The organism is Lysinibacillus sp. (assembly GCF_032093475.1).
In the GTDB taxonomy this organism is placed as follows: Bacteria; Bacillota; Bacilli; order Bacillales_A; family Planococcaceae; genus Lysinibacillus; species Lysinibacillus irui.
Window position 1 is genome coordinate 783 of the sequence record NZ_DAMDAY010000107.1, and the last position, 15,158, is coordinate 15,940.

General features: G+C 36.4%; 12 protein-coding genes and 1 pseudogene. 10 read left to right on the forward strand and 3 right to left on the reverse strand.

The window, feature by feature from the left end:
• The 3 genes from RT445_RS18485 to glnA form a co-directional block, all read left to right on the forward strand.
• On the forward strand, positions 1–91 hold a 91-nt coding region (locus RT445_RS18485), incomplete at its 5' end, for a methionine gamma-lyase family protein (RefSeq protein WP_313471234.1).
• Between the two features lie 148 nt (positions 92–239).
• Positions 240–617: a MerR family transcriptional regulator gene (locus tag RT445_RS18490; RefSeq protein WP_274796087.1), complete on the forward strand. Its 378-nt coding sequence runs from the start codon at positions 240–242 to the stop codon at positions 615–617.
• Between the two features lie 55 nt (positions 618–672).
• Positions 673–2,007, forward strand: a complete 1,335-nt coding sequence (gene glnA / locus RT445_RS18495; RefSeq protein ID WP_274796088.1) for a type I glutamate--ammonia ligase — start codon at positions 673–675, stop codon at positions 2,005–2,007.
• An 82-nt stretch (positions 2,008–2,089) separates the two neighbouring features.
• Here the strand turns inward: glnA and RT445_RS18500 are convergent, their stop codons facing one another.
• Positions 2,090–2,398 (reverse strand): CotD family spore coat protein, encoded by a 309-nt coding sequence (locus RT445_RS18500; protein WP_274796089.1) that lies wholly within the window; start codon positions 2,396–2,398, stop codon positions 2,090–2,092.
• 362 nt (positions 2,399–2,760) lie between these two features.
• Between RT445_RS18500 and RT445_RS18505 the strand changes: the two genes are divergently transcribed.
• The 6 genes from RT445_RS18505 (at position 2,761) to RT445_RS18530 (ending at position 9,489) form a co-directional block, all read left to right on the forward strand.
• Positions 2,761–3,765: an ABC transporter substrate-binding protein gene (locus RT445_RS18505; protein WP_274796090.1), complete on the forward strand. Its 1,005-nt coding sequence runs from the start codon at positions 2,761–2,763 to the stop codon at positions 3,763–3,765.
• Between the two features lie 130 nt (positions 3,766–3,895).
• The gene (locus RT445_RS18510; RefSeq protein ID WP_312505283.1) at positions 3,896–4,912 is read left to right on the forward strand and encodes a FecCD family ABC transporter permease; all 1,017 of its coding nucleotides are present in this window, start codon (positions 3,896–3,898) and stop codon (positions 4,910–4,912) included.
• Positions 4,905–5,945, forward strand: a complete 1,041-nt coding sequence (locus RT445_RS18515) for a FecCD family ABC transporter permease (protein ID WP_312505285.1) — start codon at positions 4,905–4,907, stop codon at positions 5,943–5,945. Before RT445_RS18510 ends, RT445_RS18515 begins: the two co-directional genes overlap by 8 nt.
• Positions 5,946–5,990: 45 nt before the next feature.
• Positions 5,991–6,818 carry an ABC transporter ATP-binding protein gene (locus tag RT445_RS18520; RefSeq protein WP_274796093.1) on the forward strand — a complete coding sequence of 276 codons (828 nt, stop codon included), beginning with the start codon at positions 5,991–5,993 and terminating at the stop codon, positions 6,816–6,818.
• Positions 6,815–7,582 (forward strand): IucA/IucC family C-terminal-domain containing protein, encoded by a 768-nt coding sequence (locus RT445_RS18525; RefSeq protein ID WP_274796095.1) that lies wholly within the window; start codon positions 6,815–6,817, stop codon positions 7,580–7,582. The genes RT445_RS18520 and RT445_RS18525 overlap by 4 nt, the downstream gene beginning before the upstream one ends.
• Before the next feature lie 551 nt (positions 7,583–8,133).
• Positions 8,134–9,489, forward strand: coding sequence for a YjiH family protein (locus RT445_RS18530; RefSeq protein WP_274796097.1), 1,356 nt, complete (start codon positions 8,134–8,136; stop codon positions 9,487–9,489).
• Between the two features lie 305 nt (positions 9,490–9,794).
• Here the strand turns inward: RT445_RS18530 and RT445_RS18535 are convergent, their stop codons facing one another.
• Together RT445_RS18535 and RT445_RS23715 are read right to left on the reverse strand one after the other, a co-directional pair.
• Positions 9,795–10,115, reverse strand: a complete 321-nt coding sequence (locus RT445_RS18535; RefSeq protein ID WP_144787983.1) for a YflT domain-containing protein — start codon at positions 10,113–10,115, stop codon at positions 9,795–9,797.
• 426 nt (positions 10,116–10,541) lie between these two features.
• Positions 10,542–10,695 (reverse strand): annotated as a pseudogene (locus RT445_RS23715) (tyrosine-type recombinase/integrase); the annotation flags it as partial.
• Between the two features lie 838 nt (positions 10,696–11,533).
• Between RT445_RS23715 and RT445_RS18540 the strand changes: the two are divergent.
• On the forward strand, positions 11,534–15,158 hold a 3,625-nt coding region (locus RT445_RS18540), incomplete at its 3' end, for an isopeptide-forming domain-containing fimbrial protein (protein WP_313471229.1).

Below are 15,158 nucleotides of genomic sequence, written 5' to 3' on the forward strand. Positions count from 1 at the left end.
TCCGCCGTTTACAGCTTTTATACAGGGTGGACTGACATATGAACATGTGAAGTTTGCTATTTGCAGTGCTGTTCAAGCTATTCAAAAATAATCATGTGGAAATTAAAAATTTGAACAGTTTTTTACAATTTTCTAGCACTTTTAAAAAAATAACATTGTCATGTCAGGAAACCTTACATGCTTGGTTGACAGTGAAAAAATTTCGTTATATGATAAGCGGGTATTGGAGGAGGACTTAAATGAGTCGTGAAATTAGACGAACTATGCCGTTATTATCGATGAGTATTGTGATGCAATTAACTGAACTTTCGGCACGACAAATTCGTTATTATGAAGAACACCATTTAATTGAGCCGCACCGAACAGAAGGCAACCGTCGAATGTTCTCACTAAATGACGTCGACACATTGCTTGAGGTTAAAGACTACTTAGAACAGGGTATGAATATGGCAAAGATTAAAAAAATATTTGCTAAAAAGCAAAATCCTGTTGCTACAATTGATGAGCAAGATTTAAGTGATTCAGAATTACGCCAAATCATGCGAGAAGAAATGCGACAAGCACAGCGCATGCAAAAATCATCCATCCGACGTGGGGATTTATCTCGATTCTATTAATTAATAGGGTAGGGTAAACATAAAAGCTAGACAAATTATAGGAGTGTGGAAAACTGTGGGTAAATACACAAAAGAGGACATTAAACGTCTCATCGAAGAAAAAAACGTAAGCTTTATTCGTTTACAATTTACAGATATTCTTGGCACAATTAAAAATGTTGAGATTCCTGTAAGTCAATTAGACAAAGCACTAGAAAATAAAATGATGTTTGATGGCTCATCTATTGAAGGTTTCGTTCGAATCGAAGAATCTGATATGTATTTATATCCTGACCTCGATACTTTCGTAGTATTCCCTTGGACTTCTGAAAAAGGGAAAGTAGCACGTTTTATCTGTGATGTTTACACTGCGAAAGGCGAACCATTTGCTGGTGACCCACGAAATAACCTAAAACGTATTCTTAAAAAAATGGAGGACATGGGCTTTTCAAGCTTCAATTTAGGGCCTGAGCCAGAGTTCTTCTTATTCAAATTAGATGCAAAAGGCGAGCCAACGTTAGAAGTAAATGACCATGGTGGTTACTTCGATTTAGCTCCAACAGATCTTGGTGAAAACTGCCGTCGTGATATTGTATTAGAGCTAGAAGAAATGGGCTTTGAAATTGAAGCCTCTCACCATGAGGTAGCTCCAGGACAACACGAAATTGACTTTAAATATGCTGATGCTGTTACTGCATGTGATAACATCCAAACATTCAAATTAGTAGTGAAAACAATCGCTCGTAAACATGGCTTACATGCTACGTTTATGCCAAAACCACTATTTGGTGAAGCGGGCTCTGGTATGCACTTTAACGTATCACTATTTAAAGGCAAAGAAAATGCATTCTATGATGAATCGACTGAATTAGGACTTTCTGAAACAGCTATGCAATTTATGGCGGGTGTTCTTGCACACGTACAAGGCTTCACAGCTGTGACAAACCCAACAGTTAACTCTTATAAACGTCTAGTACCTGGTTATGAAGCACCATGTTATGTAGCATGGTCTGCACAAAACCGTTCACCACTCATTCGTATCCCATCAGCACGTGGGCTTTCAACTCGTGTAGAGGTACGTTCAGTGGACCCTTCAGCAAACCCATATTTAGCGATGGCCGTTATTTTAGAAGCAGGTCTTGAAGGTATTCGTCAAAGCTTAACACCACCTGCAGCTATTAATCGCAACATCTATGTAATGACAGAAGAAGAGCGTCAAGCAAATGGTATTGAAAACCTACCTGCAGCATTAGATGATGCTTTAACATTACTTGCAAAAGATAAAGTAGCACAAGCAGCATTAGGCGAGCATATTTATGCAAACTTTAAAGAAGCAAAAGAAATCGAGTTCGATATGTACCGTACAACAGTCCATCAATGGGAACGCGATCAATATTTAAAAATGTATTAATCATAAAAGATAAACCGAGTGGCTTATGAGGTCACTCGGTTTTTTTCGTCTAAATTTCTGTGTACGGTTAGACAGTTTTTTATTAATAACCCATATGTTTATGATGGTGTGGCATATGGCAAGGGTTAGGCGGCATACCGCACATTGTATGTGTTTCACAGCATTCATTAACGACAGATTCTGTGCATGGGAAATAGTATTGATGATCAATCATATGTTTGTTCACTGTTGTTACATGTGCTGGTTGTACGTGTGGAACAACTGTATGGATATAATTTGTGCGTACATATTGCTCTGGTGGTAAAAATTGTGGTGGATCAAATTGCGTTGGCATTGTTTGTGGCGGACAGCAGTGTGGACCTTTCGCCGGATGGCGTCTTCGTTGAAACATGTTATAACCTCCTGTTTTGATAAGTTGTAGTTCATTATTAAGATATGAGATATATGTCGATAGGGTCTATTTATTTGCCTATTAATGCATAGGTAAATCTAACAAGTAGCTAATTTGGTAGAAATTATAAAATCAACTTGCCTACATCTAGGAGTGAAATAAAAGTATCAAGATGAAGGATTTAACCTTTTTCTTTACTGTCAAAACTAATACATCAATGTCCTGAATTTTTTATTTAAAATAAATTTTGATGAAAAGAGTACGTTTTTTGAAAAAATAGATATTGTCATTAAAACAGTCGTACAGTATACTCTTTAATTGATAATGATTATCGTTATTAATTAAATCTTAGGAGGATATGTATGCCAAAATTATCGCTACAAAGGAAAGACTTTTTTATATTTTTTACACTGCTATTTAGCTTTGCGCTCTTATTAGTTGGATGTGGGGAGTCAACATCGAACTCCAGCAGTTCACAAGAAAATGACAAAGCAGAAATAAGTAACACGGAATCCTCTAGTCGAGAGATTAAACATGCAATGGGCACTACCACAATTAAAGGAACACCTACAAAAATCGTTACCCTTTACCAAGGGGCTACAGATGTGGCAGTAGCGTTGGGCATTAAGCCAGTTGGGGTAGTAGAATCTTGGGCTGAAGCACCTATTTATAATTACTTAAAAAATGATCTTGATGGTGTTGCAATTGTTGGACAAGAAACTCAGCCAAATCTTGAAGAAATTGCAAAGCTTAAACCAGATTTAATCATTGCTTCTAAAGTCCGTCATGAGGAAATTTATGATCAGTTATCTCAGATTGCACCAACAGTTGCTCATGAAACGGTTTTCGATTTCAAAGGGACAGCTGAAATGATGGGGCAAGCAATGAATCAAGAAGAAAAAGTTAAAGAGGTATTAGGGGATTGGGATACTCGAGTGGCTGATTTCCAAACAAAAATTCAAGAAAAGCTGGGCGATAAATGGCCATTCCATGTATCTGTTGTTAACTTCAGAGCAGACCATGCACGAATATATGTAACTGGGTATGCGGGCTCTATTTTAGCAGAGCTTGGCTTTCAAGGCCCTAAAAATTTAACAGATGATTCATTGGAAATCGTGAAACTAACAGACAAAGAAAGCATTACACAAATGAATGCTGATGTTATTTATATGTTTATGGAAAATGATGAAGCAGTCAAAAAGGTTTATGAAGAGTGGACAAATCATCCACTATGGAAAGAGCTTGATGCTGTAAAGGCAAATCAGGTTTATCAAGTAGATGAAATAAATTGGAATCTAGCTGGTGGGATTATTAGTGCTAATTTAATGTTAGATGATATTTATGACAAATTTGAATTAGAAAAATAGTGAAGGAGATAAGGGCTGTTTAAGGTGTTGGAGAATGCTTGAACAACAGCCCTCTCCTGTAGTGTTAGAGATTTCGAAAACTACAACCCTATTCATAAGATAAAATGTGGATCAGAAAGTTGGCATAAAAATGAGAATTATTCTTTCTAGTACTTCGATGAAACAAACAGGCTTATTCATCAGTTGTATGTTTCTTTTGCTGGCATTTATCATTAGCATAGCCATTGGTCAAACTCCCATTCCTTTCTCGTCAATCTACGATGCCATGTTTCATTTTGATGCTGCTGATAAGGAGCATGTTATTATTCGAACATCTAGATTTACAAGAGCTGTAATCGCTACAGTAGTTGGCGCAAGCCTTGCTATAGCAGGGGCATTAATGCGAGCATTAACAAGAAATCCTTTAGCAGCTCCTGATATTTTAGGAATCAATGCAGGAGCCATATTTTTTATTGTCAGTGCCATTACTCTTTTTTCCATTCAATCTTTAATGAGCTATATGTGGATTGCCTTTTTAGGGGCGGGCATTGCGGGAGCAATGGTGTTTTTCTTAGGTTCATTAGGTAGGGATGGTTTAACACCAATTAAAATAGTATTAGCTGGTGCAGCGATTACAGCTCTATTTGTCTCGTTTACGCAAGGGCTTTTAGTAATTGATGAACAGGGTTTACAAAGCGTCCTTTTTTGGTTAGCGGGGTCTGTGTCAGGACGTAGCATTGAAATGCTTGTACCTGTATTACCTTTTATTTTAATAGTAACAATCGTGGCGATATTAATGGGGCGTTCTATCAATATTTTACAATCTGGTGATGATATTGCAAAAGGTTTAGGTCAACGAACAATGATCACGAAAATTACTCTAGGCATCATCATTATCATACTTGCAGGTAGTTCAGTTGCTGTAGCAGGTTCAATCGGTTTTATTGGATTGATTGTCCCTCATATTGCCATCAATCTTGTTGGTACAGATTATCGTTGGATTATTCCGTATAGTGCAATATTAGGAGCGATATTGCTACTGTTAGCTGATATGGCAGCTAGATATGTTATGATGCCGTTAGAACTCCCAATTGGTGTAATGACTGCCTTAATCGGAGCTCCTTTCTTTATTTATATTGCACGAAAGGGGTTAGCGAAAAATGTCTAATTATATGTCGGTTCGAACAAAATCTAATCGCATATCTTTTCAAATTGCCAAAAGAACTTGTTGGGTGTTACTTCTGCTAAGTTTATTAGTAGGCATCATATCAGTCCTTGCTCTATCTGCGGGTAGTGAGTTTATCCATCCATTCACAGTGGTGAAAGAACTATTCGGCTATGGTAATAGGGATTATGATTTTGTCTTACATACATTAAGGCTCCCGCGTGTGTTGATGGCATTGTTAGTTGGTGCTGCGCTAGGTGTTGCTGGGTTACTATTACAAGGAATTATCCGCAATCCACTTGCGGCTCCAGATATTATCGGAATAACGAGTGGAGCATCCATGGGTGCAATTATCTTTATCGTGTATTGTATGGGGTCAATCAACATTCAATTTTTACCGTTAGCTGCTATATTAGGTGCTGCTATAATCTCCTTTATCATCTATCTTCTCTCGTGGAGAAAAGGCGTAACACCTATTCGCATGGTCCTCATTGGGATTGGTATTTCTGCTTTAGCAAAGGCAGTTGTGACCATGTTACTTGTTATGAGTGAGGTGGCAGCGACAACGAAGGCCTATTTATGGCTAACAGGTAGTTTATATGGGGCGAATATGCAGGATGTGTATTTACTCTTACCGTGGGTGGCCATTTTATTGCCATTAACATTTATGTTGGCAAGAACGGTGAATGTAAAGGAACTGGGAGACGAAATGGCAATAGGGCTAGGGGTCAAAGTGCAAAGGTATCGTTTACTTTTTTTACTTATTAGTGTGATGCTAGCCGGTTCAGCAGTCGCTTTTGCTGGTGGAATTGCCTTTGTAGGATTAGTAGCTCCTCATATTAGTAGAATGCTTGTGGGGCGATCCTTTGCTGGATTAATTCCGGTGACAGCTATTATTGGTGGCATTATTGTTATCGTAGCCGATATTGTGGCACGAATAGCCTTTTTACCAAAGGACTTACCAACAGGTGTATTTACAGCTGCAATTGGCGCACCTTTCTTTATATATTTACTATTTAGAACGCGCAATCAATAAATTAATATAGAAGAATAGGAAAGCGTAGAAGAAGGTGACAGGAATATGAGAAATGTCTTAGAAGCACGAGATTTAAATGTTAGTTATGGAGATAATCTTATTTTGGAGGATTTGAATCTTCAAATACCTAAAGGGAAAATAACGGTACTGGTAGGTGCCAACGGTTGTGGAAAATCCACCCTACTTCGAACGTTTGCACGACTTCAAAAAGCGAAGTCAGGTGACATTCTATTAGAAGATGATCAACTACATGCCATTTCTACCAAAGAAGTGGCAAAACGTTTAGCTATTTTACCACAGGGTCCTGTTGCGCCTGAAGGATTAACCGTCCAACAATTGATTAAGCAAGGTCGCTATCCCCATCAAAGCTGGTTAAAGCAATGGTCTACTGAGGATGAAAAAATTGTGGAGAATGCACTTACGGTTACACAGATGACTAAATTTGCTGATCGACCAGTGGATGCATTATCTGGCGGTCAAAGGCAACGTGTGTGGATTGCCATGACATTGGCTCAAAATACAGATCTTATTTTACTAGATGAGCCCACAACTTATTTAGATATGGCTCATCAAGTAGAAATTTTAGATTTACTATTTGATTTAAATGAAAATGAAGGCCGTACTGTTGTCATGGTGTTACATGATTTAAATTTAGCATGTCGCTATGCCCATCATATTGTTGCTGTGCGCGATAAACAAATTTATGCGCAAGGTAAACCTGAGGAAGTGGTAACAGCCGAGATGGTACAGGCTGTCTTTCGTATGGACTGTACCATAATAAAAGATCCGTTATTTAGTACGCCATTATGTGTCCCTCATGGTAAAGGACGATCAGTGAATGAGGAGATTTTAGAGGAGGTAGGGATCAGTTGAGTGTAAAACTGTCAGCTGAAGAAATAGCCATACTTGTAAGAGATTATCGATTGACGAAGGAACCCATTTTAGATTCAAACTACTCTTTATGCGCTCAAGAATTATTGAATACTAAACAAGCTTTAAAATATTTACAAAAAATTGCACCTTTCTTCCAATCTCCATCTATTCTCGTTACAGCATCGCTATTTGCTAAGCGCTACAGTGTTTTAACTATGGCTTCAGCGTTTTATGCGATGTCGAGATTTGATAAAGGTATACCTGTTCATATCGACAATATCTGGATAGAAGCAGAAAATAATGCAAAGCCGTGGCTTCCCAAAATTCGATTAATCGATAGCACGGTCTCAGAGCCTATACTAGACCGTAATCAATGGCGTGATGAGGTTCTTAGAGGAATTTTTGCGGACAATCTTGCGAAAGTATGGCAATCTTTAACAATTATAACGAAGATTCCAAAAACAATCTTGTGGGAAAACACCGCAATTTATGTCAATTGGTTATATGAAACAAAATTAAAAGAAGATGCCAGCGAGCAAGAGCTAGCACGAATCCAAGAAGATTATCATTACATAGTAAAGCAAGCGCCAGGTATCCTTTTTGGTGAAAGAAAAAATCCTTTGACCCACTATTGTGGACCTAAAGTGACAATTGAGGAATCCGAGCATCCAGTTCGACTGAGAAAAACGTGCTGCTTCTACTATCAAACCTCTGATGAAACAAAAGACTTTTGCATCTCCTGTCCTAAAATAAAAAGACCATAATAATCCCAAAGTGAGTGAATAGACAACTTATCATTGTATAGTTGTCTATTCACTTATTTTATCTTCAGCCCCGTTCTTTTTTTCATTAATCTAGAATGAAGTTTATTTTAGAATATATTATTATATAAGTATAACAAAACAATAATTACATGTATAAATATTCAGAAAATTGTAAGGTTGAACCAAACATATTGTAGCGTTTACAATAGTTTTATAACACAATTATGTTATAAAAACATGAATGAAGTAAGTCTTTTTCTGGCTAAAACTCAAAACTTCAAAGTTTTTATAATAGTTCTATAACAGAGGGAGGAAAGAGGTATTGAATGAAAACGGCATATCCTAGCTCGTAGAACGTGGCAACAATCAAAGGGGAGGAAAGTAATATAGTTAATTATTAACACTATATGTATTGTTGGTATGTATTAAAATAGTTACAGGTAATTTTGTTTGGTATGAATGTTATAGTAGCAAATTTCTATATGACTAGCTAAAAATACATAATGATCAAGCTTTCTTGCGTAAAAAGAGAAATGGGGTTTTATAAAAAAATGAAAAAATATTCTAGTTCTACATATTTCTATTTTATTATTCCTTCTTTAATCGGTATTTTCTTATTCATGACACCGGTATTAACTGAAGAGGGGTGGAAAGTACCAATAGCAATATTAGCAAATATTCTTGCGGGGATTGTGGCTCCAGTTATTAGTTACTTTACGATCTTAATGTTTGCAATTTCAGCATTTGGAGCACTTATTGCTAAATTTATTCCTCGAAAAAATGCGAAAGAGCCTAGTATTTTAGATACATTGTTTTATGTAAATTGGTTTTGGACGATAACACGATTTATCGGATTAATTTTTGCTTCCATGGTTGTCTTTAATTTTGGACCTTCTGCGATCAACAATGAAAATACTGGTGGACTACTAATGGATCCAAATGGTGGACTTGTGACGTTCCTATTTACCATTTTTTTATTTGCTGGATTCCTCTTACCATTTTTAACAAATTTCGGTTTACTTGAATTTTTTGGCACAATGATGGTAAGAATCATGCGACCCCTATTTAAGAGTCCTGGTCGTTCTTCAATCGATGCTCTTACATCATGGGTTGGTGATGGTACGATTGGTGTGTTAATGACTAGTAAGCAATATGAGATGGGGAACTACACGAAGAAAGAAGCAGCTATTATTGCGACAAGTTTCTCGGTTGTATCTATCACATTCTGTATCGTTGTATTGGATACTGTGCACCTGGCACGCTATTTTATTCCTTATTATTTAACAGTTGTGCTTTGTGGGATTGTGTTAGCCATTATTATGCCAAGAATTTATCCACTTGCTAAGAAGGAAGATACATATATAGATGGTACGCCAGTAGACTATTCGCGTGAAAAATTGCCAGAAGGCTATAATTCTGTCTCACATGGTCTAGAAAACGCTCTAGCTGTTGCCCATGCAAACCGAGATCCACGTCAATTTTTAAAAGATGGATCTAGAAATGTCATTGATTTATGGATTGGAGTTGCTCCGATTGTAATGGCTTTCGGAACAATTGCCTTAATGCTTGCCGAATTTACAAGCATCTTTGTGATTTTAGGGAAGCCATTTGAGCCAATTTTAACAGTACTCGGTTTACCTGAAGCAGCAGAAGCGGCTCAAACGATGGTTGTAGGCTTTGCCGATATGTTCCTACCTTCTATTTTAGGAGCAGGAATCGAATCGGATGTTACTAGATTTGTTATTGCAGTGGTATCTGTTTCACAGCTGATTTATATGTCAGAAGTGGGTGGCCTTATTCTGGGTACAAAAATTCCATTGAAATTCTTCGATTTAGTTGTTTTATTTATCCTGCGTACACTGATCACTCTACCAATTGCAGCATTGATTGGTCACTTACTCTTCTAAATAAGGAAAAGGAAGTTTAGTTTTAAAAAATAATAGATCACCATTTTAAGATAAGAATCATTAATCTATAACAAATTTTGAATAAAAATCCTGTGTTTATATGCAGGGTTTTTTCTTATTCCATAATCGAGCCATATTGTCGAAGAAGATTCTTTAATGAAGAAGATGAAAATCTCATTGACAATAAAGAAGGATGTTTTATACTGACTTGGTTGAAAGGCTATCTGGAATACAGAGTCTACGGAATACGAGGAGGACTTGTAAAATGAAAAACAAACTCGGGAATTTACTTCCCGAGTTTGTTTTTACTTATTGGCAACAATGACCAATTTACCTGTATCCAGTTCCTTTTCGAATTGAGCAGCTTCCGATTCACTTAATCCGACAGAAGCTAACTCGTTGCGGAGTTCATCTCCACGGGAATTCACCAGGTTCTTCATAGTAGTCAGGAACCCTTGCTCGCCAATACCAGCTTCTTCTGTCCCGAGTGCTTCGTTAATATCATCTTCACGTTCTTCATAGTGCGCAAAGATGTAAATGTTATCTCGAAGATATCCTTGTGCTTCTAATTTCTCCACTTCTTGTTTCGCCTGTACTACGTTTTCTACTGTCAATTTGACTGTCATTATTTATCCCTCCTATATATGTTCACATTCAATCTATTCCACTAAATTAAATGAATAAAACATCTTTTTAGTTTTAATTATGTTAGAGTGGCATTAACAACTAATGGAATACTAATGAACAACTCGAAAACATTGTAAGTTGTTATTCTATAATTGGGCACTGTTCTATTTAGGGATTGTACCTTATTCAAGAATAGGGCGCTTTCCTGGTAACAAGGAAAGTGCCTTTTTGATTAATTAGAGTTCGAAACTATCACTATTTTTTAGGTTGTTGAAAATCCTTGTATGAAAAAATTTTTCATTGAACTAATAGAAAGGTGGGAGAGTGAAAGACACATGTTATCCGAAGCATGGAAAAGGTATCAACAGGATAAAAAAAATCGAGGGAGATTCATCGCTTACATTAAAAACATATTGTTTTCAATAACCGTTATTAAACATATGCGTTGCATACTATGTCGTAATTGATGCGGATGTATACTTTTTATACCAGCCCGATTTGAGATGCGCTTGATAATATATCTTAAATTATCAATGCTCATTTGCCTTTCGGTCTTCTGTCCGTAATAAACAAACAAGGTGCGCCAAATGATATCATTCAAAGTTTACTGGGTCATGAAAAGAGTGAGACTACAAAGATATACGCTAAGCAGAGCGGAAAGCTAATACAGGATTTTTAATTAAAATTAAATAAATTTAACTTTAATTCAATAAGACACTCATGTTTAAATGGGTGTTTTTTGTAATAAAGCCAATTTCTTTAGTAAGAAAAGAAGCTTACTTCATCTAAGGAATAAGCTCGGATTTAGTTACCTGAACAATATATTTACCTGGAATTTTGAAAATAAATAATATATATTCGTTCTAAATAATAAGATTTTGTTGTCAATAATAAATTTGTATAAAATTCTTTTAGTATACTATTAATATAGTGATGAGAAAATTTAAAACCTTGGTACAGGCATTCGTTGCTGTATCAAGGTTTTTATTTTATACAGGAGAATAACATTATTACCCAAAAGAGTAAAAAGTATTAGAGGATAATAAGCATAAGGTTTTGCGTGATGATTATATAATAATTCAAATCACTTAATTAACAGTCTATTATAATGTTAAATTTTTACTTTTTAATTAATTCTTTTAACTAAAAAAATGAAATTGTATGTGCGAATTATATTAATAGGTAAATAATTCCTACAACCTATTAATTTTATTTTAAGATAAAACGATAATCATTATGAATATAGTGGAAAATGAAGTGACTAATGGTAAAACCTAAAGTGATATTAATCTCGGAAGATATTCTAAATCCAAAAAACCTTGAAAGGGGGGATATTGTTTTTAATAAAAAATTTCTATTTAGAAGGGGGAGTTACTTAGTTTGATTGTAAATATTACAACTACATAGGAGGAGAATAATGGGACGTAGCATATATTGTTCTAGGAAACTTAGCATATTCCTAATTTTCGTATTACTATTTCAAAGTCTGTCTTCTTCAATTATTTCTGTAGCTAGTGCAGAGGAGTTAATAAATAATTATACAGATAATTTGTATTTTACTGAGAAAGGCCAAAATGAGAGAATTCAAGAGTTTAAAGTAGAAAACCAAGTAATCTCTTTGGACTTAGTCTTACAAGAAGGACAAGATTCAGATACTAAATCAAAGTTGCAACTGCCAGAAGGGTTATCCCTGAAATTGGATAATCCTTTGCAAGAAGGACTAACTTATGATGAAAATACTCAAACAGTATTTGTGGATTGGACCAAATTTACTCTTGTAGGAGATAAGAAAAGAGTTTCCTTATCCCTTTCTAGTAGTCTTACTGATAATGTAAATATTCAGGCAACAATGGAGCAAAATGGTCAAATTTTTTATTCACAGCCATTGAACATTACACCTGTACCCTCTGAAACGCCATCAACTACTGAGGCAACATCAGATGAAAATATAACATCTAATGAGAATACAGCACCAGATGAAAATGCAGTTCCAGAGGAAATAATTGAAGAAACACCAGAAGAAGAACAACCTATTAAAGAACAGCCTACAGAAGACAATCATACTTCTTCAGAAATGTCTTCTTCGCAAGATGCAGCCATTACTTATACAGACCAAGATATTATGGCAAATGCTACTGGCTCTAATCCTTGGCTTACGTATAAGTTCGATAATTTTCCAATGGATACAGTGAATCAATTATTTACTTTAAATGGAACTGCAGCGGTACCGGGTGGTTCCGATATTATTCGCTTGACATCTGCAACTCCTCTACAAAGTGGAGCCGTCTTTAACAAAGATGCAATGTGTCCTAAAAACAATTATTCATTTAGTACAGCATTTTCTTTTAGTATGAATAATGCAAATCCTGCAGGTGCAAGTGATGGATTGACCTTTACGATTTCAACTAAATCAACTAGCGAAAAGGCAGATGGAGGCGGTTTGGGATATTATGGTATAAACCCAAGCTTTGCCGTTAAATATGATACATTCTTAAACGATGTTTATAAAGATCCATCTTCAAATTACATTGGACTTGCAGAAAATGGATCAGTGGTAAATCAGACAGGTCGATTTACAGATTTGAATCAGTATAATACAGATAATGGTACCAATTTTGTTTTATCTAACGGTACTCAGTATTATTCTTGGATCGACTATGACGGTTTAAGCCAGATTGTTCAGGTTCGTTTAGGTACTTCACCGGATAGGGCTAGTTCTAATATAGTTCTAAGTGTGAACAACGTAGACCTTGGTGCTATATTTGGCGGACAACCGATTCATGCTGGGTTTACCGCGTCAACAGGATATCCTAATTATGAGAACCATGATATCAATAGCTGGTATTTTGTGAATGATTTGGCTCCTATTACGACACTTAATCCTCAAAATAATTACAAGCAAGCGCCTAGTAGTGTGGAATTAGCGACAGAGCCAATCGGTAATTCTGGGGAATATAATGTGACAGCAACTTTATTAGATCCATTAGGCAATCCAGTTTCAGGAGCATCTCTTGATACTTTCACTTCAACAAGTGGAGTATTAACAGGGCCAAACGGAGAAGCACTGGCAGATTTAGTTTCGGATACAGAAGGAAAAATACATGCAGTTTTAAAAAATGCTGATTATTCTATGGATAATACGCTTAAAGCCACTATTGGTTGTAAAGAAGATACGGCAACAATCCCAGCTTCGAACCAACCACCAACTGATCCGCCAACAGAATCATGTCCAGCACCAGTAGCATTGATTAATGGTAGTTTTGAAGAGCCGACTGCAAGAATGCCGGGAGATACAGGTTCACCAGGATCTGAACATGCATGGCAGTATTTCTTGGAAAGTGAAGTTCCAGGATGGAAAACATCAGCATCCGATAAATTTATTCAAATTATGAAATCAGAATACCTTTATGGAGGTATGGAAATTAACCCTCCAAATGGGAATCAATATGCTGAGTTGAATGCTGAACAAGTATCAGCATTATATCAAGATGTTGAAACGATACCAGGCCAAACGATCTATTGGCGATTAGCTCATAAGGGAGGGCTAGGTGTCGATACAATGTCTGTACAAATAGGGTCAGCAAATATTGATCCAAAAAGCCTTCCGACAGTTAAAGAAATTACGACTGATAAAGATAAGTGGGTATATTACTCAGGTACTTACACAGTACCAGCAGAACAAACAACAACAAGGTTTGCTTTTAACTCTATCGAAGCAGCAGGTGGAGATCAACGTTGGGGTAATCTATTAGATGATATTTTCCTAGGAACAGTACCTTGTGTGACAGCAGAAAAAACCGTTTCACCGGAAGGAGAAGTATCTGCTGGTGATGAGTTAACGTATGAAGTTACCATTAAGAATAACGGAGGAGATGTTGCATCTAATGCAATATTTGAAGATGCTATTCCGGCAGGTACTGAATATGTTCCAGGCTCATTAAAGATTACCAACGGCCAAGGTACAGGCGATCTAACAGATGCAAATGACAGCGACAAAGGCCATTTTGATGGCGATAAAGTCATTGTTAAGCTAGGAGACTTGCCAAATACTAGTTCTTTACCAGATGGCATTACTGTTCAATTTAAAGTAAAAGCTTTACTAAGTGGTGCTGGAACAACTGTAGCTAATAAAGCGCAAGTAAACTATAGAAATTTATTAACAAATACAGAAGAAACAACGAATACGAATGAAGTATCTACGTTGGTTAATGAAAAGGGACCAGTCCTACAATCTGAAAAAGTTGCAGTGCTAAAAGAAAAAGCTGCTGCTAATACTGATGCGACAAATCCAGAAGTTGGAGATACATTACTGTATACGATTTATACCCAAAATACTATCTCTAATAGCATGATTAAAAATTTAGTTATTTCAGATGCTATACCAAAAGGGCTTGCATACCAACCTGGTAGCTTAAAAGTAGATGGCGTAGCAGTAACAGATGAACAAGATACAGATAAAGGCCATTTTATAGATGGGGTTATTACAGGACAATTCGGTGATATTACGGATATGGATTGGCATGTATTAACGTTTGAAGTAAAAGTACAAGCTGGTCAAGCAGGATTGGATATTAAAAATGTAGCGACAGTGACAGGCGATAATATTCCAACCCCAGATAAACCGGAAGAGGTAGTCAATGTTTATCCACGTGGCGCACAACTAGCGTCGGAGAAATCATCGACTATTAAAGAAAAGGCTTCAGGAAATACAGATAAGGATCACCCAGAGGTTGGAGATACGCTTCTGTATACAATCAAAACGCAAAATACGTTAACAGATAGTCTAGTTAAAAACTTAGTCATCTCGGATGCGATACCAAAAGGGCTTGAGTACCAACCAGGTAGCTTAAAAGTAGATGGCGTAGCAGTAACAGATGAACAAGATACAGACAAAGGCCATTATGCCAACGGCACTGTAACCGGCCAATTCGGTGATATTACAGATACAAACTGGCATGAACTAACATTTGAAGTAAAAGTCCAAGCGGGTCAAGCAGGATTGGATATTAAAAATGTAGCGACAGTGACAGGCGATAATATTC

What these genes read in the sequence shown, in the direction of transcription:
- RT445_RS18490 (WP_274796087.1), top strand. Translation starts at nt 240, where the DNA reads ATGAGTCGTGAAATTAGACGAACTATGCCGTTATTATCGATGAGTATT.
- RT445_RS18500 (WP_274796089.1), bottom strand. Translation starts at nt 2,398, where the DNA reads ATGTTTCAACGAAGACGCCATCCGGCGAAAGGTCCACACTGCTGTCCG.
- RT445_RS18505 (WP_274796090.1), top strand. Translation starts at nt 2,761, where the DNA reads ATGCCAAAATTATCGCTACAAAGGAAAGACTTTTTTATATTTTTTACA.
- RT445_RS18510 (WP_312505283.1), top strand. Translation starts at nt 3,896, where the DNA reads ATGAGAATTATTCTTTCTAGTACTTCGATGAAACAAACAGGCTTATTC.
- RT445_RS18515 (WP_312505285.1), top strand. Translation starts at nt 4,905, where the DNA reads ATGTCTAATTATATGTCGGTTCGAACAAAATCTAATCGCATATCTTTT.
- RT445_RS18520 (WP_274796093.1), top strand. Translation starts at nt 5,991, where the DNA reads ATGAGAAATGTCTTAGAAGCACGAGATTTAAATGTTAGTTATGGAGAT.
- RT445_RS18530 (WP_274796097.1), top strand. Translation starts at nt 8,134, where the DNA reads ATGAAAAAATATTCTAGTTCTACATATTTCTATTTTATTATTCCTTCT.
- RT445_RS18535 (WP_144787983.1), bottom strand. Translation starts at nt 10,115, where the DNA reads ATGACAGTCAAATTGACAGTAGAAAACGTAGTACAGGCGAAACAAGAA.